This window comes from Chryseobacterium salivictor, assembly GCF_004359195.1.
Taxonomy (GTDB): Bacteria; Bacteroidota; Bacteroidia; order Flavobacteriales; family Weeksellaceae; genus Kaistella; species Kaistella salivictor.
Map to the genome: position 1 here is coordinate 973,111 of NZ_CP037954.1, position 14,367 is coordinate 987,477.

Genomic DNA, 14,367 nt, shown 5'->3' on the forward strand with positions numbered 1-14,367 from the left:
AAGGCTCTTATTCTGTGTAATTCTGTTTTATAAAGTCTTCTACTTTCTGCTTGGCGTAGTGATAATTGGTTTTCAATGTGCCCACCGACATCTCCAAAATCTGAGATATTTCTTCGTAGGGCAAATCGTCGTAATACCTCATATTGAAAACTAATTTTTGCTTTTCGGGCAGGGTATTAATCGCCTTTTGCAGCAAAACCTGAATTTCATCTGCATCAGGCTGTACATTTTCTGCTACTAAATTTTGCAAATGATTCGTAGAATCCTCATCGGATTTCTGCATTTTTTTTATTTTGTTCAGTTGCTGCAAAGATTCATTGGTTGCAATCCGATAAAGCCAGGTGTATAACTGACTTTCCTGCTTGAACTGGTGAAAATTCTGATAGGCTTTAATAAAAGTGTCCTGCAAAATATCCTGTGCCAAATCGTGATCCACTACAAACCTCCGGATATGCCAATACAACCTGCTCTGATAAGCATCCATCATCAGGCGAACTCCTTTTTCACGGGATTTGTCGCTGGACATCAACTGGATAATTTCGGTTTCCTGGATCTTCATGGAGATGCTTACGTGGTTTGGATGGTAAATATATTTAAAAGTTAAATAACACTTCAATTTTTAGTCCAAACCAAAATAAGTATCTTTGTTCATATTCCTTTTTATGAAGATTGTCATCATCGGTTCTGGAAATGTCGCCTGCCATTTGGCCAGAGCATTTCAAGAAAATAAAATTCCGGTTTCCCAGATTTTTGGACGAAACGAAAGCGATTTAAAATCTATTTCCCACCAATTACAAATTCCCTTTTCTACCGACTATTTAGCAGATGCCGATTTATACTTTATCTGCGTAAGCGATGCTGCTATCGGAGAAGTTTCAAAATTAATAACGAATGAAAAGTGCTTGGTAGCGCATACTTCAGGATCTTTACCCAAAGAAATTTTAGAAGGAAATTACCGGAAAGCCAGTTTTTATCCGCTGCAGACTTTTTCCAAATCGAAGAATATCACCTATTCTGAAATTCCCTTTTTTGTTGAAGCGCAAAATAATCAGGATTTAGAACTTTTGAAAAACCTTGCCTTAAATATTTCAAAAAAAGTAATGGCTTCAACTTATGAAAAGAGAAAATATATCCACCTGACTGCGGTTTTTGCCTGTAATTTTGTGAATCATCTTTTTGCAAGAGCTAAGGAAATTTCGGATTCACAGGAAATTCCGTTTGACTATTTTTTACCTTTAATTAAAGAAACGACGGAGAAAATAGAAATCTTAGAACCTAAACTGGCACAAACAGGGCCGGCGGTGAGAAATGACCAACGGGTTTTGAAACTTCATGAAGAACTGATCACCAATGAAGAGCAGTTGAAAATTTATAAAATAATGAATGAATCGATAAAGAAAATGTATGAGTTATAAATCGAATTTAAAAAATATAAAAGCCTTTGTATTTGATGTTGACGGCGTTTTTACGGATGGAAGCGTTTATCTGATGCCCGATGGAAGCATGTGCCGCGTGATGAATGTACTCGATGGTTATGCCGTAGTGAAAGCCAGAAAATACAATTATCCGATTTGTGTAATTACCGGTGGTGATGATCCCATGGTGAGAAACAGAATTAACTATTTGGGAATTACCGACTATTATGCAAAGATTGGCGATAAACTGGAAAAATTTGAAGAATTCAAAAAGAAATATAATTTACAAAACCATGAAATTCTGACCATGGGCGACGATTTACCCGATCTCGAAATGATGAAAATTTCCGGAATTTCAGCGTGTCCCGAAAATTCGGTGGCTGAAATAAAATTGATGTCCCATTATATATCGCCGGTTCAGGGTGGAAAAGGAGCAGTAAGAGATGTCATCGAGCAGGTCATGAAAGTTCAGGGAAAATGGCTGGAAGACGATACAAGAAGTACTTAATTAATTGATTTTAAATTTTATATGAAAATATTATTAGCCTCAAATTCACCGCGCAGAAAAGAATTATTAAAAGAATTAGGTTTCGGTTTTGAAACCGTTTCTGTGGATTGCGACGAAATTTATCCTCCCGGTTTAGCAGTCGATAAAATCGCTGCTTATCTTTCAGAATTAAAATCAGATGCATTTCGGTCTTTAAAAGAAGGCGAGTTATTAATCACCGCAGACACCATTGTTGCGCTCGATGAAGAAATTTTGGGGAAACCAAAAGATGAATTTCACGCCAAAGAAATGTTGCAGAAGCTTTCCGGGAAAACGCATCAGGTTTATACCGGAATAACGTTGAAAACTTTAACGAAAACAGTTACCAGAACCGATGTTGCTCATGTAGAATTTGATAACATTAGTAATGAAGAGTTAGATTTTTATATTGAAAAATACAAGCCATTTGACAAGGCAGGAAGTTATGGAATCCAGGAATGGTTGGGGATGACAAAAATCAAAAACATCCAGGGAAGTTTCTACACCATTATGGGACTGCCAACCCATTTGATCTATTCTCTTTTAAAAAATTTCCAACAAGCCTCTTCCTAAAACAAAAATCATTATTTTTACAAACTTAACGGGTATTTTAATAATAAAATACTGATTTGAAAGTTATTATCTGATAATGAAAAAAACGATACTTTTCCTTTTAACAGTCACGGTTTTTAATTCGTGTTCCACCCGAAAGAAGACGAACGATTCTGTATTTATGAAAGGATTTTTCTCTTATTACAATACGCTCTTTAACAGTAAAGATGCGCTGGAAACGGAATTGAAAAACAGAGACAAAGCCCATAAAGACAATTTCTATGCGCCGTATATTCAGTTATTGACTTATGATGAGCAACCTCTGGGAACCAATTTCCAGTCGAATTCAGGTGGAATGTTTGGGAATGATCCAATGAGTTCAGAATTATCAGCAGTAAGCAGAAACCGAAATTCAGTAGGTCCACCTTCTCCTCCGGGAGGTTCGTCATCATTGGGTTCGCCAGGATCTTACGCCATGAATGGCCATAATTCGGGAGCGAGAAAAGGTGCTTCTATTCTGGAAATCTCGGAAGCAAAAGCACTGAAAGCTATCGCCAACTATTCCGTGATGAAAGGCGGTGAGGAGAAAAACAAAAAAATGTTCGATGCTTATATGCTGTTGGCTCAATCGAGATTATACAGAAATAAACCATTGGAAGCTTTAGACGGGCTGAACTTTGTTTTTGCCAATATGAGAAAAGATAAAAGAATTCCGCTAGCCCGGATTTATCAGGCACAGGCCTATTCTAAAATGGAAGATTATCACCGTGCAGAAGAGGTTTTCGCGGATTTGAAAAAAAGCAAAATCAAAAAAGAATACCGTAAACTTTTAGAGATATATTATTCTGAAATGTTATTGCAATCCGGTAAAAAACAGGATGCTGTGAATGAACTTGATGATGCATTCGCTGTTAATAAAAACCGAAAATTACGAAGCAGAATCGCTTTTTTGCGCGGACAGATTTTATCAGAACTTGGCAGAAATGAAGAAGCCAGAGAAAGCTTCGCATTGGCTTACAAAAACGCCAATGACTTCGAATTTGAAGTGAAATCGCAAATTGAAACCGCAAAGACCTTTAACGGAAAGGATGATGATTACCAAGGCGCCAGATCTTATTTGGAAAAAATAAGTAAAAAAGGAACCTACGCTTCCCGTAAAAATGAGTTCTATTACGCGTTGGGTTTAATGGCAAAAAAAGCCGGAAAAAAAGAAGAAGCCAAAGAATTTTTCACCCAGTCTCTCAAAGAGAAAGTTTCTGATCCGCAAATTCGCGGTCTGACTTATTACGAAATAGGAAAAGCCTATTTTGAAGACTCCGACTATCTTTCTGCAGGTGCTTTTTTCGATTCTTCATTGGCGGTAATGACTTATCAGCCTGCAAAAATTCTTTTGGAAGAACAATCGGGGAACATTAAAAAAGTTTCTGCGAATTATTATTTAATCAAAAGAAACGACAGTATTTTAGCTTTAACTAAAATGCCTGATGAAGAAAGAATTGCATACTTTAACAAATATATCGAAGGCATAAAAACGAAGGAAGCGCACGAAGAATTAGAGCGAAAGAAAGAGGAAAGAGGCAAAGGTTTTGATACCGGCGATTATTCTGCCAACTCACTTTTCGCTGGAAAGACAGGCGGCTTTGAAGACTTTGGTTCAAACAAAGGCGGATTTTATTTTGCCAATCTCGGTACGGTTGCAAAAGGAGAATCTTCCTTTAAACAAATCTGGGGAAACCGTTCTCTGAATGATAACTGGCGAACTTCAGCCAGAAGTGCTTCCATAGAAGATCTGAAAAATGAAGCGATGGGAATTACGGCTGCACCTGATCCCAGAAGACTGGAACCCGGTTTTTATATCGAGAAAATCCCGACAAAAACGGCAGATATTTTGGCCTTGAAAAAAGCCAGAGACACTGCCAGTTTAGGAATAGGAAGAATGTATGAAACTTACTTTTCTGATACGCCTCTTGCGACAAAAACCCTCTATGATCTGGTCGATACCCGGCCGGAAGAAGATCTTAAACTTCAGGCCCTGTATCAGATTTTCGCCTTTAATTACGAGAAAAATCCGCCTGCTGCAGAACGGGCAAAGCAGATGATTTTAGATGAATATCCTTATACTTCTTATGCGGAATTTGTTCGGAATCCTAAAAATAATTCGTTCTCACAATCGGCAGAAGAAGTAGAAAAGTTATACGCTCAGGCATTCGATCTTTATGATAAAGAAAAGTATAACGAAAGCAGAACTTTGATTGATGCTGCCTTGGAGAAATATCCGAAAGATGCTCTGGTTCCAAAGTTTTCTTTGTTAAATGCGTTCAACAGCGGAAAAACTGCCGGCAAAGAAATCATGATTTTACAGTTAGAACAAATTGCGCTGAACTACGCCAAAACTTCTGAAGGCGAAAAAGCCAAAGAAATGCTGAAGTATCTGAAAAGTGATTTAGAAGTAGAAGCGACAGATGACTCAGGAAATGTAATTAATCCTAAACAGCCGGCCGCTCCCGTGGAAAGCCAGAAGGGCATACCTGCAATCGAAAGCGATGATCCCCCAAGTGTACCAAGCTTCAACGGTAGAAATGCTAAACCAAGATCTAAAAATTCACCTGAAACAAATGCGGTACAAGCAACTGCAGTTGAAAAACTACAATTAAAATAAACAAAAAGCGAAGATTATTCTTCGCTTTTTTTCTTTTTAACTCCTTGAAAATCTTTCAGATAAAAGGGTTCGAAATAAGCGACATCTTCAAAATCTTTCCGGTTAAATTTATCGACTGCTTTTTTAACTAAATATTTCGCTGACGGATAAACGGCTTCATTAAAATCGGCGTTTGGCAGCCGTCCACCAAATAAAGAGAGCAGTTCTTTGAGTTTCTTAGCGCCGTCTCCTGCGAACAAAATCTTTTTATCCTGATATTCCTGATAAGAGTTTTCATCTAAAACCTTCGCTTCCGTCCCGGCAATCATCTTGCCGGATTTTCCGTCAAAAACGGCGGAATAAACCTCCATTCTTCTGGCGTCGATCACTGGAATGATCACCTCATAATTCCCGTTTAAAAACGGCTCTATCATCGTTTCTAAAGAATTGACGGCAATCAAAGGAATGTTTAATCCAAAACAAAAACCTTTTGCGGAAGAAGCGCCAATCCGCAAACCCGTATAAGAACCTGGACCTTTTCCCAGGGAAACAGCATCAATATCTTTCAAAGAAAGTTTGGCTCCTTCTAAAGCCCATTCAACAAAGGTGTGTAAACTTTCAGACTGTTTATAATTTTCGGAAACTTCTTCACACAGACACAGCAATTCTTCGCCGTCAGAAATAGCAACAGAACAGTTTTTAGAGGAAGTTTCAAGGTGGAGAATTTTCATATTTTAAATCTAAAATTTAGGAATATCGCAATTTAAGAAAAAATACAGTTATTTTCGGTGAATGGTTCGTGGCTCACTTTGCGCACTCGGATAAATTGTTAAATCTGAAATCATAACGTGTTTCGGTGCGTTGATACAATACGAAATAGCGTCGGCAATGTCCTCAGCTTTTAAAGCTTCGTAACCCTGATAAACTGTTTTTGCGCGGTCCTCGTCGCCCTTAAATCTCACTTTTGAAAAGTCAGTTTCTACAGCGCCAGGCTGAATATTGGTTACTTTAATTCCAAATTCGGTCAATTCCAAACGCATTCCTTCAGAAATGACATCGACGGCTTTTTTCGAAGCGCAGTAAACGACCCCGTTCGCATAAGTCTGTCTCGCCGCAACAGAAGAAATATTCACAATATGTCCGGCATTTCTTTCTTTCATGCCCGGCATCACCATTTTCGACACGTATAATAATCCTTTAACATTACCATCGATCATCATGTCCCAATCATTAATATCGGCCTCAATCAGTGATTCTAAACCATGTGCGTTTCCCGCATTGTTAATGAGAATATCAATATTTTTCCAATCAACAGGAACGGAATCAAAGGCGGTTTCCACTTCATTATAATTGCGCTGATCAAAGTTTAAACTAAAAATTTCGGTATGAGCTGAAAGTTCTTTTTCCAATTGGTCTAAAACTTCAGTTCTGCGGCCACAAAGAATCAATCTAAATCCCTGTTTTGCCAGAAGTTGCGCGGTAGCTTTTCCGATTCCGGAAGTTGCTCCAGTAATGAGTGCTGTTTTCATAAAAATTAAAATTTTTAAAATGTAACAATCTATCAATAAAACAATGTAACTGTCATTGATAGCTTATTTGATATTCCTTTAAATTGGTACATTAATATTAATACATTGCTCTTAATTGGCATCGAAACTCTGAAAAGCATCTTCGAGATGTGTAATCTGTAATCTTCCTCTATCGTCGGGCAACACAGCGATGATATCAAACCGAACTTCCTGATCAAGGTTTCTGTCTTTCATGAAGAAATCGGCAACCATCACCAATGATTTTATTTTCTTTTTCGTCACCGCTTCCTGCGGTTCCATGAAAATATCGCTTCCTCTGGCTTTCACTTCCACAATGATTATTTGCATCTGAAACTCTGCAATAATGTCGATTTCTGCTTTTTGATAGCGGAAATTTTTAACCAAAATCTTATATCCTTTTTCTTCTAAAAAAGAGGTGGCCAATTCTTCGGCCAGATTTCCAAATTCGTTGTGTTCTGCCATAATGATTGGCTTTATTATTTAAACTGAACTTTTACCTGATCTTCAATTTGCATTTTTATATCTGCACCGATAATCAAAGGTTTATTGTCAAAAATATGACCGTTTGGAAAACCAAACAGAGTAGGGAAGCCGTATTTTTTTAACCGGTCTGAAATGAGCTGATAAGCAAAACCGTCAAAACTTTCTGCGTAGTTTTTATTATCTTTTTCGTCGCCCATATAGGTCATTCCACCGATAATTAAACCTTTAATTTTCCTGAAAACTCCTGCCAGTTCCAAACTTATCATCATGCGGTCTAATGCATAATAATTCTCGCCAATATCTTCTATAAAAAGGATTTTATCTTTAAAATTAAAAGAGTAGGGCGTTCCTAAAAGTGCATAAATCAGGGCTAGATTTCCGCCAATTAATTGACCTTCAGCCGTTCCTTTTTTATTTAATGGATTACTTTCTACTTTATAATCCGGTTTTTCACCTTTTAAAATATCAAAAATCAAATCATAGCTTTCATCGGAAACTCCAAAATTTGAGGTTTTAATGGTTTGTCCGTGAATAGAGACAAAATTGTTTTTCAACAAAAAACTCTGAATCACAGTGTTATCTGAATATCCAATGTACCATTTCGGGTTTTTCTTCAATTTTGAAAGCTGCAGATGTCCTAATAAATGCTGGCAACCGTAACCTCCTCTGGAAGCCCAGACAGCAGAAATTCCATCATTATTAAAAGCCCAGTTCAGATCAGAAATTCTCTCTTTTTCAGTTCCGGCGTAGGAATAACCGTTCGAAAATTCAGTATAAAGATGTTTCCCTAAAACCGGTTCAAAGCCTTTTTGCCTGATTATTTCCAAACCCTTTTGCAATTGCTTTTCTTCTACCGCGCCTGCAGGAGAAATAATGGCAATCTGATCACCCTTTTTCAAGGATTTTGGGAATATCATTTCGTCCATTTCTGAATGTGTTTTTGACCGGTTTTTTCAGCCTCCTCTAATTTTTTATCAAATTGATTGAATTTTTTGAAGCTTTGTAAGAAAATAAAAATACTGAAAGCAACCAGAATATAACCAACTCCTTTTCTGATTCTGTTGGCCACCGTTTGGGTAAGTTTATCATGAAATATTTTAGCCAAATAAATTTTAAAGAAATCAATTACAAGATAAGTTCCTACGACAAGTCCCATGTATAAAAGAAAATCCTCAGTTTTAGGATATGCATTTCTAACTGAAATTACCGTCACCAACCAAAAAAGAACAACACCAATATTTAAAATATTAAAGAAAAAACCATTCAGAAAAGTTTTAATATAATTCTGATTGATCAGTTTATCTTCACCCGGTAAATGCATTTTCGTTTTCGAAACGACCATATAAAGAGCATAAATAAAGACAATAAAGGCGGTAATTCTATAAAATCCCGGATGTTTATCGATAATTTCTACCAAATCGCCACTGGCAAAATATGCAGCTGTAATGCATAAAATATCAGCCAATACGACGCCACAATCCAAGGTGAACGCATGTTTGGGACCACGTGAAAAACTTGTTTCGATCAGCAGAAAAAAAATCGGCCCGATGAAGACAATACTCAACATAATTCCTAACCCGACGGCTGAAAGTATAAGTTCTATCATTAATAATGTTTTGAAAAAGAATTAAATTTTACTCAAATTCATTTTACAGTGAGGTGCAAAAATACGGTTTACGATTCAATGATTTTAAAATCCAGCTGTTTTTGGATTAAATTCGCTTTCATTACCCTAATGGTAACTTCGTCACCCAATTGATATTTATTGCCTGTGCGGCTTCCGTAGACGGCGTGATTTTTCGCATCATAAGAATAAGAATCATCCATTAAATCGCGTAATTTAATAAGACCTTCCGCACCGTTTTCAGGAATCTGCACCCAGAATCCAAAATCGGCAACTCCGGAAATAACACCGGTGAAATCTTCGCCCAAATGTTTTTCCATAAACTTAACCTGCATGAATTTAATGGAATCGCGTTCGGCATCAGAAGCCAGTTTTTCCATTGAACTGCAGTGTTTGCATTTATCGTCGTATTCCTGTTTTTGTGGTGATTTACCACCGTCTAAATAATGCTGTAATAACCGGTGCGCAATTAAATCGGGATAACGGCGGATAGGAGAGGTGAAGTGGGAATAATAGTCGAAGCCCAAACCATAATGTCCGATAGGATCGGTAGAATAAATCGCTTTACTCATCGAGCGCATCGCCAGGGTTTCGATCATATTTTCTTCGCCTTTTCCTCTGATATCACTTAATAATTTATTGAGAGATTCCGCTACTTTTTTAGTATTCGCCAGATTCATGGTATAACCAAAAGTTCCTACAAAATCACGTAATGCTTCCAATTTAGCCGGATCCGGATCGTCGTGAATTCTGTAGATAAATGTATTATTGGTTGGGACGCCTTTTTTATTTAAAGAGATATATTCCGAAACTTTTTTATTAGCAAGCAACATAAATTCTTCAATCAAGTGATTTGAATCTTTACTTACTTTAAAATAAACCCCTATAGGTTCGCCTTTTTCATCTAAATTAAACCGGACTTCGCTACGGTCAAAGGTAATGGCACCGTTTTCAATACGGGCTTTTCTCATGATTTTTGCAAGCCGGTCCAAGGTTAAAATTTCTTCTGCTAAATCTCCTTCCTCGGTTTCAATTCTTTCCTGCGCTTCTTCGTAAGCAAATTTACGGTCAGAATATATGATGGTTCTTCCAAACCATTGGTTTTGAATTTCTGCTTTGTCATTTAATTCAAAGACGGCAGAAAAAGTGTATTTTTCTTCATTCGGGCGAAGGGAGCAAACATCGTTGCTTAAAACCTCTGGTAACATCGGAACCACACGGTCAACTAAATATACCGAAGTAGCGCGTTTATACGCTTCTGCATCCAGAACTGTTCCCGGAACTACATAATGCGAAACATCGGCGATATGAACTCCAATTTCCCAGTTTCCGTTATCTAATTTTTGTATAGAAAGTGCGTCATCGAAGTCTTTTGCATCTTTGGGGTCAATGGTAAAAGTACAGATTCCACGCATATCGCGGCGTTTTGCAACTTCATGATCATGAATTCTACGGTCGATATCCTGGGCTTCTTTTTCAACATCTTCCGGAAATTCATAAGGCAATCCGTATTCAGCTAAAATAGAGTAAATTTCTGTTTCATGTTCACCCGGAGCACCGAGTACTTTGATAATTTCACCTTCTGGATTTTTTTCTCCGGCTTTCCAGGCAATCATTTTAACAATGACTTTATCACCATCTTTTGCACCACCAATTTTACCCTGCGGAACAAAAATATCAGTATTGATGTGTTTTTTATCGCCTACTACAAAACCGAAATCTTTATATTTAATAAATTGAAACGTTCCCACGAACTGATCGCGTTTTCTTTCAATAACTTCCAACACAGAACCTTCTACTTTTTTCCCTTTAAAATGATAGGTGACAATAAGAACGGTATCTCCCTGTAGTGCGTCTTTTACGTTTTTAGAATGTACGAAAATATCATCCTCTAACCCAGCAACTTTTACATAAGCGTTTCCGGTTTGGTTAAAATCGATGGTACCGGTTAAAGTTCCTTCAATCTTAATATTGATGATGAATTTTCCTTTTTCGACTTCCTTAATTCTTTGATCTGAAAGTAGTTTATGCAACGACTGAATTACCAGTTCGCGCTGTCTGGGATTTTTATAATCAATACCGTCTGCAATCTGCTTGTAGTTATAGATTTTTCCAGATTTTTCGTTCATAAAACGCAAAATCAGTCGCCCGATTTCCTGCAATTTATGATTATTTTTATCTGAGAAATATTTTCCTTTTGCCATAAAGTATGGGTTGTATTTATATATAAGAAAGTTTTAGCAGGTCGAAATCTTTTCAACTCTGTTCTGATGTCTGCCTCCTTCGAAAGGAGTATTGAGGAAGGTATCTACAATGTCTATAGCCAAATGACTTCCGATAAAGCGGGAGGGAAGCGCAATCATGTTCGCATTATTATGTTGACGGGCAAGAGCGGCAAGTTCGGGCATCCAACACAAGGCACATCTAATTTTCTGATGTTTATTGGCGGTGATAGAAACTCCCTGACCACTTCCGCAAATAAGAATTCCTAATTCATTTCTTCCCTGCTCGATAGAATCCGCCGCAGGATGCACAAAATCGGGATAATCCACAGAGTCTGGGGAATAAGTGCCGAAATCTTCCACTTCAAACCGGCCTTCCAAATGTTTTTTTATGATTTCTTTGTATTCGAAACCTGCATGATCGCATGCTATTGCTATTTTTTTCATGACTATTTTTTAAACCTCAATTTTCAGTTCATACAAATTTAAGATTATTAATATAAAAAGCATTCGATTAGTGATTAAATCTTTGTATTCCATCTATATTAACATAAAACAAAAGCTGATTCCGGTGGTTTTTAAGTAAAATAAGGTTTTGGAATAACTTGGGGAGAACTTACAGAATGCATGTGGATAAGTTCCTAGAACATTGTCTTTCACATTCAGATATAAATTCATAATGGACTATATTTTCGGTTAAGCCCAAATAATCTTTTATAAAATTGTCGGACTTCAATTCCGAAGTTATTAAGATTTGGGTTATAAATATATCTCCCAAATTATAATTACTCACAAATATGGATAAGTCGTTAAAACACCTATTAATCAACTAATTAAAATGTTAACAAAACCTGATTAATTTAACTGATAAATGTGGTCAATTAATAAAGTTTATTTCTCCACATACTACCGAACTACAACAACACTACTCAATTTCTTTATTTATAAAAAAAAGATAATGTAGATAAGATGAGTATTTGTGAATTGTGGAATTTTAAATCGAAATTAATTTTTAATCGGGGGAATAAATAGTAAATTTGTGAAACTTAAAACGGAGAAAATTTTATGAAAACAATTAACGATTTTAACTTCAAAGACAAAAAAGCACTGGTGCGAGTAGATTTCAATGTTCCGCAGGATGCTGATTTGAAGGTAACCGACAGCACAAGAATTCAGGCGGTAAAACCTACGGTAGAAAAGATTTTGAATGATGGAGGATCGGTAATTCTAATGACGCATTTGGGGCGGCCAAAAGGTAAAGTATCAGGAGAATTTTCTTTAAAAAATATCCTTCCCGAAATTGAAAAAGTTTTAGGAAAACCGGTGAAATTCTGTGCAGACTGTATCGGTGACGAAGCAATAAAGATGAGTGCTGACTTACAACCGGGAGAGATTCTTTTGTTAGAAAATCTTCGTTTTCATAAAGAAGAAGAAGAGGGTGATATTGACTTTGCCAAACAATTATCTGAGCTGGGAGATGCGTATGTAAATGATGCTTTTGGAACTGCGCATCGAGCGCATGCTTCGACTGCAGTTATTGCTCAGTTTTTTTCTTCAACTAAGTTTTTCGGTTTATTGATGGCGAAAGAATTGGAAGCGATTGAAAAAGTATTGAAAAGTGGTGAAAAACCTGTTACTGCGATTTTGGGAGGTTCTAAAGTTTCCAGTAAAATTACGATTATAGAAAATATTTTGCCAGCAATTGATAATTTAATTATTGGTGGAGGAATGGCTTTTACGTTCATTAGAGCATTAGGAGGCGAAATTGGGAATTCCCTCGTAGAAGTAGATAAACAGACGTTGGCTTTAGAAATACTGGAGAAAGCCAAAACGGAGAATGTAGCTGTTTATTTGCCGGTTGATTCGGTTATTGCTGATGAATTTAATAATGATGCAGAAAGAAAAGAAGTTGATATTTTTGAAATTCCAGATGGCTGGATGGGCTTGGATGCAGGAGTTAGATCAAGAAAAATATTTCATGATGTCATTATGAATTCCAGAACTATTTTATGGAATGGCCCAATCGGCGTTTTTGAAATGGCTCATTTTGCTGCAGGAACGGTTGCTTTAGGTGACAGTATCGCGGAAGCGACGAAACTCGGTGCATTTTCACTTGTCGGTGGTGGTGACAGTGTGGCTTTCGTTAAGCAGTTCGGCTATGATGATCAGGTAAGTTATGTTTCGACCGGAGGAGGAGCGATGCTTGAAAGTTTAGAGGGTATGGAACTCCCTGGAGTAAAAGCAATCAACAGTTAGTTTTCAAATTTAAAGTTACCATAAAAAAAGTTTCCTGTAAAAAGGAAACTTTTTTTGTTAGAGTTTATTTTTTTTATCGATTCAAATTACTGCGATATTTTAATTTATAATAATTTTTAAATGTTCCTTTCTCAATATTTTTTGACTTTTAAATTTTAAAAAATAGACTTGTTAAATTTATAAATGGGAAGAGAAAACAGTAAAATTAAGTTTTTTGTTCAAATCAGCTCAAAATTGACTTTCATAAATACATCAAAAATCGAATAACTATTTTTTTTCGATAATATATATCAAACTCGAATATTCGCCGGTTTTTGATGCTTTTATGTTAGAAATCAGTCCATGGATCATTCCTTTTAACCAGTAAAGTGGAGATTTTTTATATTTTTCACTTAACATTGAAATATAGAAGGAGTCGAGTAGGAGAGGTTTTATTTTTTTGATTTTCCAGTATTTGTTGTTCATCAATTTTTGCATGCCCGATTTTGAAAAATGATAAAGATGTCTGGGTACATCATAGGCGGCCCAAAATTCTTTATATTTCAAAGCATCATAAGAAGCTACATTAGGAACTGCAATAATCAAGACGCCGTTTTCTTTTAATTTGCTGTAAAATGCTTTTAGTATTTCGTCTTGATTTTCAATATGTTCGAATACATGCCAAAGCGTAATTGCATCTAAAGATTCTTCTTTAATAAAATCAATATTATTGATAATCTTAGTTTTACGTACCTTTTGAATCGCATATTCACTGGCGGATTCGCTGGGTTCAAAACCAAATGTTTCGAAATCATCTTCAATATATTTGAGGAATTCGCCGGCACCGCAGCCGTAATCCAAAACTTTTTTATATTTTCCTACAAAGTCAATCATAAGGTTACGTTTGTAATTTAGATTGAAATTCTGTAGAAATTTATAAGCGGTTTCTTTGAGAGATCCGGAATCCTGATGGTGGGAAATATATTCTGCACTGTCATAATAGTCAGAAATATTTTGAGGTACGGGCGATGTTTTCAGAACTCCGGGAATGGCAGTTTCTTTAATTTCAAACTGTTCTTGAGTTAGAAAAAGGTCTTTAACTTTCATAGATAACAGAGCAAG

14 protein-coding genes are annotated in these 14,367 nt (G+C 36.4%); 5 read left to right on the forward strand and 9 right to left on the reverse strand.

Annotated elements, in window-relative coordinates:
• Positions 1-7 precede the first annotated feature (7 nt).
• Positions 8-559, reverse strand: a complete 552-nt coding sequence (locus tag NBC122_RS04495; RefSeq protein WP_133441058.1) for an RNA polymerase sigma factor — start codon at positions 557-559, stop codon at positions 8-10.
• 103 nt (positions 560-662) lie between these two features.
• Here NBC122_RS04495 and NBC122_RS04500 point away from each other — a divergent pair, with 103 nt between their 5' ends.
• The 4 genes from NBC122_RS04500 (at position 663) to porW (ending at position 5,152) form a co-directional block, all read left to right on the forward strand.
• Positions 663-1,415, forward strand: coding sequence for a Rossmann-like and DUF2520 domain-containing protein (locus tag NBC122_RS04500; protein ID WP_133441059.1), 753 nt, complete (start codon positions 663-665; stop codon positions 1,413-1,415).
• Complete coding sequence (locus tag NBC122_RS04505) at positions 1,405-1,923, forward strand: KdsC family phosphatase (protein ID WP_133439230.1); 519 nt, start codon at positions 1,405-1,407, stop codon at positions 1,921-1,923. The genes NBC122_RS04500 and NBC122_RS04505 overlap by 11 nt, the downstream gene beginning before the upstream one ends.
• 21 nt (positions 1,924-1,944) lie before the next feature.
• On the forward strand, positions 1,945-2,514 hold the full coding sequence (locus NBC122_RS04510) for a Maf family protein (protein ID WP_133439231.1): 570 nt from the start codon (positions 1,945-1,947) through the stop codon (positions 2,512-2,514).
• A gap of 76 nt (positions 2,515-2,590) precedes the next feature.
• Positions 2,591-5,152 (forward strand): type IX secretion system periplasmic lipoprotein PorW/SprE, encoded by a 2,562-nt coding sequence (gene porW, locus NBC122_RS04515; RefSeq protein WP_133439232.1) that lies wholly within the window; start codon positions 2,591-2,593, stop codon positions 5,150-5,152.
• Positions 5,153-5,166: 14 nt separating this feature from the next.
• Here porW and tsaB read toward each other — a convergent pair whose 3' ends face one another.
• The 7 genes from tsaB to rpiB form a co-directional block, all read right to left on the reverse strand.
• A complete protein-coding gene (gene tsaB, locus NBC122_RS04520; protein WP_133439233.1) occupies positions 5,167-5,862 on the reverse strand; it encodes a tRNA (adenosine(37)-N6)-threonylcarbamoyltransferase complex dimerization subunit type 1 TsaB in 696 nt (231 codons plus the stop codon).
• 48 nt (positions 5,863-5,910) lie between these two features.
• A complete protein-coding gene (locus NBC122_RS04525) occupies positions 5,911-6,660 on the reverse strand; it encodes an SDR family NAD(P)-dependent oxidoreductase (RefSeq protein WP_133439234.1) in 750 nt (249 codons plus the stop codon).
• A gap of 111 nt (positions 6,661-6,771) precedes the next feature.
• The gene (locus NBC122_RS04530) at positions 6,772-7,143 is read right to left on the reverse strand and encodes a YraN family protein (protein ID WP_133439235.1); all 372 of its coding nucleotides are present in this window, start codon (positions 7,141-7,143) and stop codon (positions 6,772-6,774) included.
• 14 nt (positions 7,144-7,157) lie between these two features.
• Positions 7,158-8,090, reverse strand: coding sequence for a S66 peptidase family protein (locus NBC122_RS04535; protein WP_133439236.1), 933 nt, complete (start codon positions 8,088-8,090; stop codon positions 7,158-7,160).
• Complete coding sequence (locus tag NBC122_RS04540; protein WP_133439237.1) at positions 8,078-8,770, reverse strand: LysE family translocator; 693 nt, start codon at positions 8,768-8,770, stop codon at positions 8,078-8,080. Before NBC122_RS04540 ends, NBC122_RS04535 begins: the two co-directional genes overlap by 13 nt.
• Positions 8,771-8,838: 68 nt before the next feature.
• Complete coding sequence (gene rnr / locus NBC122_RS04545; RefSeq protein WP_133439238.1) at positions 8,839-10,992, reverse strand: ribonuclease R; 2,154 nt, start codon at positions 10,990-10,992, stop codon at positions 8,839-8,841.
• A 33-nt stretch (positions 10,993-11,025) separates the two neighbouring features.
• Complete coding sequence (rpiB, locus tag NBC122_RS04550; protein WP_133439239.1) at positions 11,026-11,457, reverse strand: ribose 5-phosphate isomerase B; 432 nt, start codon at positions 11,455-11,457, stop codon at positions 11,026-11,028.
• A 618-nt stretch (positions 11,458-12,075) separates the two neighbouring features.
• Here rpiB and NBC122_RS04555 point away from each other — a divergent pair.
• Positions 12,076-13,266 (forward strand): phosphoglycerate kinase, encoded by a 1,191-nt coding sequence (locus NBC122_RS04555; protein ID WP_133439240.1) that lies wholly within the window; start codon positions 12,076-12,078, stop codon positions 13,264-13,266.
• Positions 13,267-13,533: 267 nt separating this feature from the next.
• On the opposite strand, the gene NBC122_RS04560 is transcribed toward NBC122_RS04555, so the two are convergent.
• On the reverse strand, positions 13,534-14,352 hold the full coding sequence (locus NBC122_RS04560) for a class I SAM-dependent methyltransferase (RefSeq protein ID WP_133439241.1): 819 nt from the start codon (positions 14,350-14,352) through the stop codon (positions 13,534-13,536).
• Positions 14,353-14,367 lie beyond the last annotated feature (15 nt).

Excerpts from the sequence above, each read along its gene's own strand:
- NBC122_RS04495 (WP_133441058.1), bottom strand. The coding sequence starts at position 559 with ATGAAGATCCAGGAAACCGAAATTATCCAGTTGATGTCCAGCGACAAA.
- NBC122_RS04505 (WP_133439230.1), top strand. The coding sequence starts at position 1,405 with ATGAGTTATAAATCGAATTTAAAAAATATAAAAGCCTTTGTATTTGAT.
- NBC122_RS04560 (WP_133439241.1), bottom strand. The coding sequence starts at position 14,352 with ATGAAAGTTAAAGACCTTTTTCTAACTCAAGAACAGTTTGAAATTAAA.
- NBC122_RS04525 (WP_133439234.1), bottom strand. The coding sequence starts at position 6,660 with ATGAAAACAGCACTCATTACTGGAGCAACTTCCGGAATCGGAAAAGCT.
- NBC122_RS04540 (WP_133439237.1), bottom strand. The coding sequence starts at position 8,770 with ATGATAGAACTTATACTTTCAGCCGTCGGGTTAGGAATTATGTTGAGT.
- rnr (WP_133439238.1), bottom strand. The coding sequence starts at position 10,992 with ATGGCAAAAGGAAAATATTTCTCAGATAAAAATAATCATAAATTGCAG.
- NBC122_RS04510 (WP_133439231.1), top strand. The coding sequence starts at position 1,945 with ATGAAAATATTATTAGCCTCAAATTCACCGCGCAGAAAAGAATTATTA.
- NBC122_RS04555 (WP_133439240.1), top strand. The coding sequence starts at position 12,076 with ATGAAAACAATTAACGATTTTAACTTCAAAGACAAAAAAGCACTGGTG.
- porW (WP_133439232.1), top strand. The coding sequence starts at position 2,591 with ATGAAAAAAACGATACTTTTCCTTTTAACAGTCACGGTTTTTAATTCG.
- tsaB (WP_133439233.1), bottom strand. The coding sequence starts at position 5,862 with ATGAAAATTCTCCACCTTGAAACTTCCTCTAAAAACTGTTCTGTTGCT.
- NBC122_RS04535 (WP_133439236.1), bottom strand. The coding sequence starts at position 8,090 with ATGGACGAAATGATATTCCCAAAATCCTTGAAAAAGGGTGATCAGATT.
- NBC122_RS04530 (WP_133439235.1), bottom strand. The coding sequence starts at position 7,143 with ATGGCAGAACACAACGAATTTGGAAATCTGGCCGAAGAATTGGCCACC.
- NBC122_RS04500 (WP_133441059.1), top strand. The coding sequence starts at position 663 with ATGAAGATTGTCATCATCGGTTCTGGAAATGTCGCCTGCCATTTGGCC.
- rpiB (WP_133439239.1), bottom strand. The coding sequence starts at position 11,457 with ATGAAAAAAATAGCAATAGCATGCGATCATGCAGGTTTCGAATACAAA.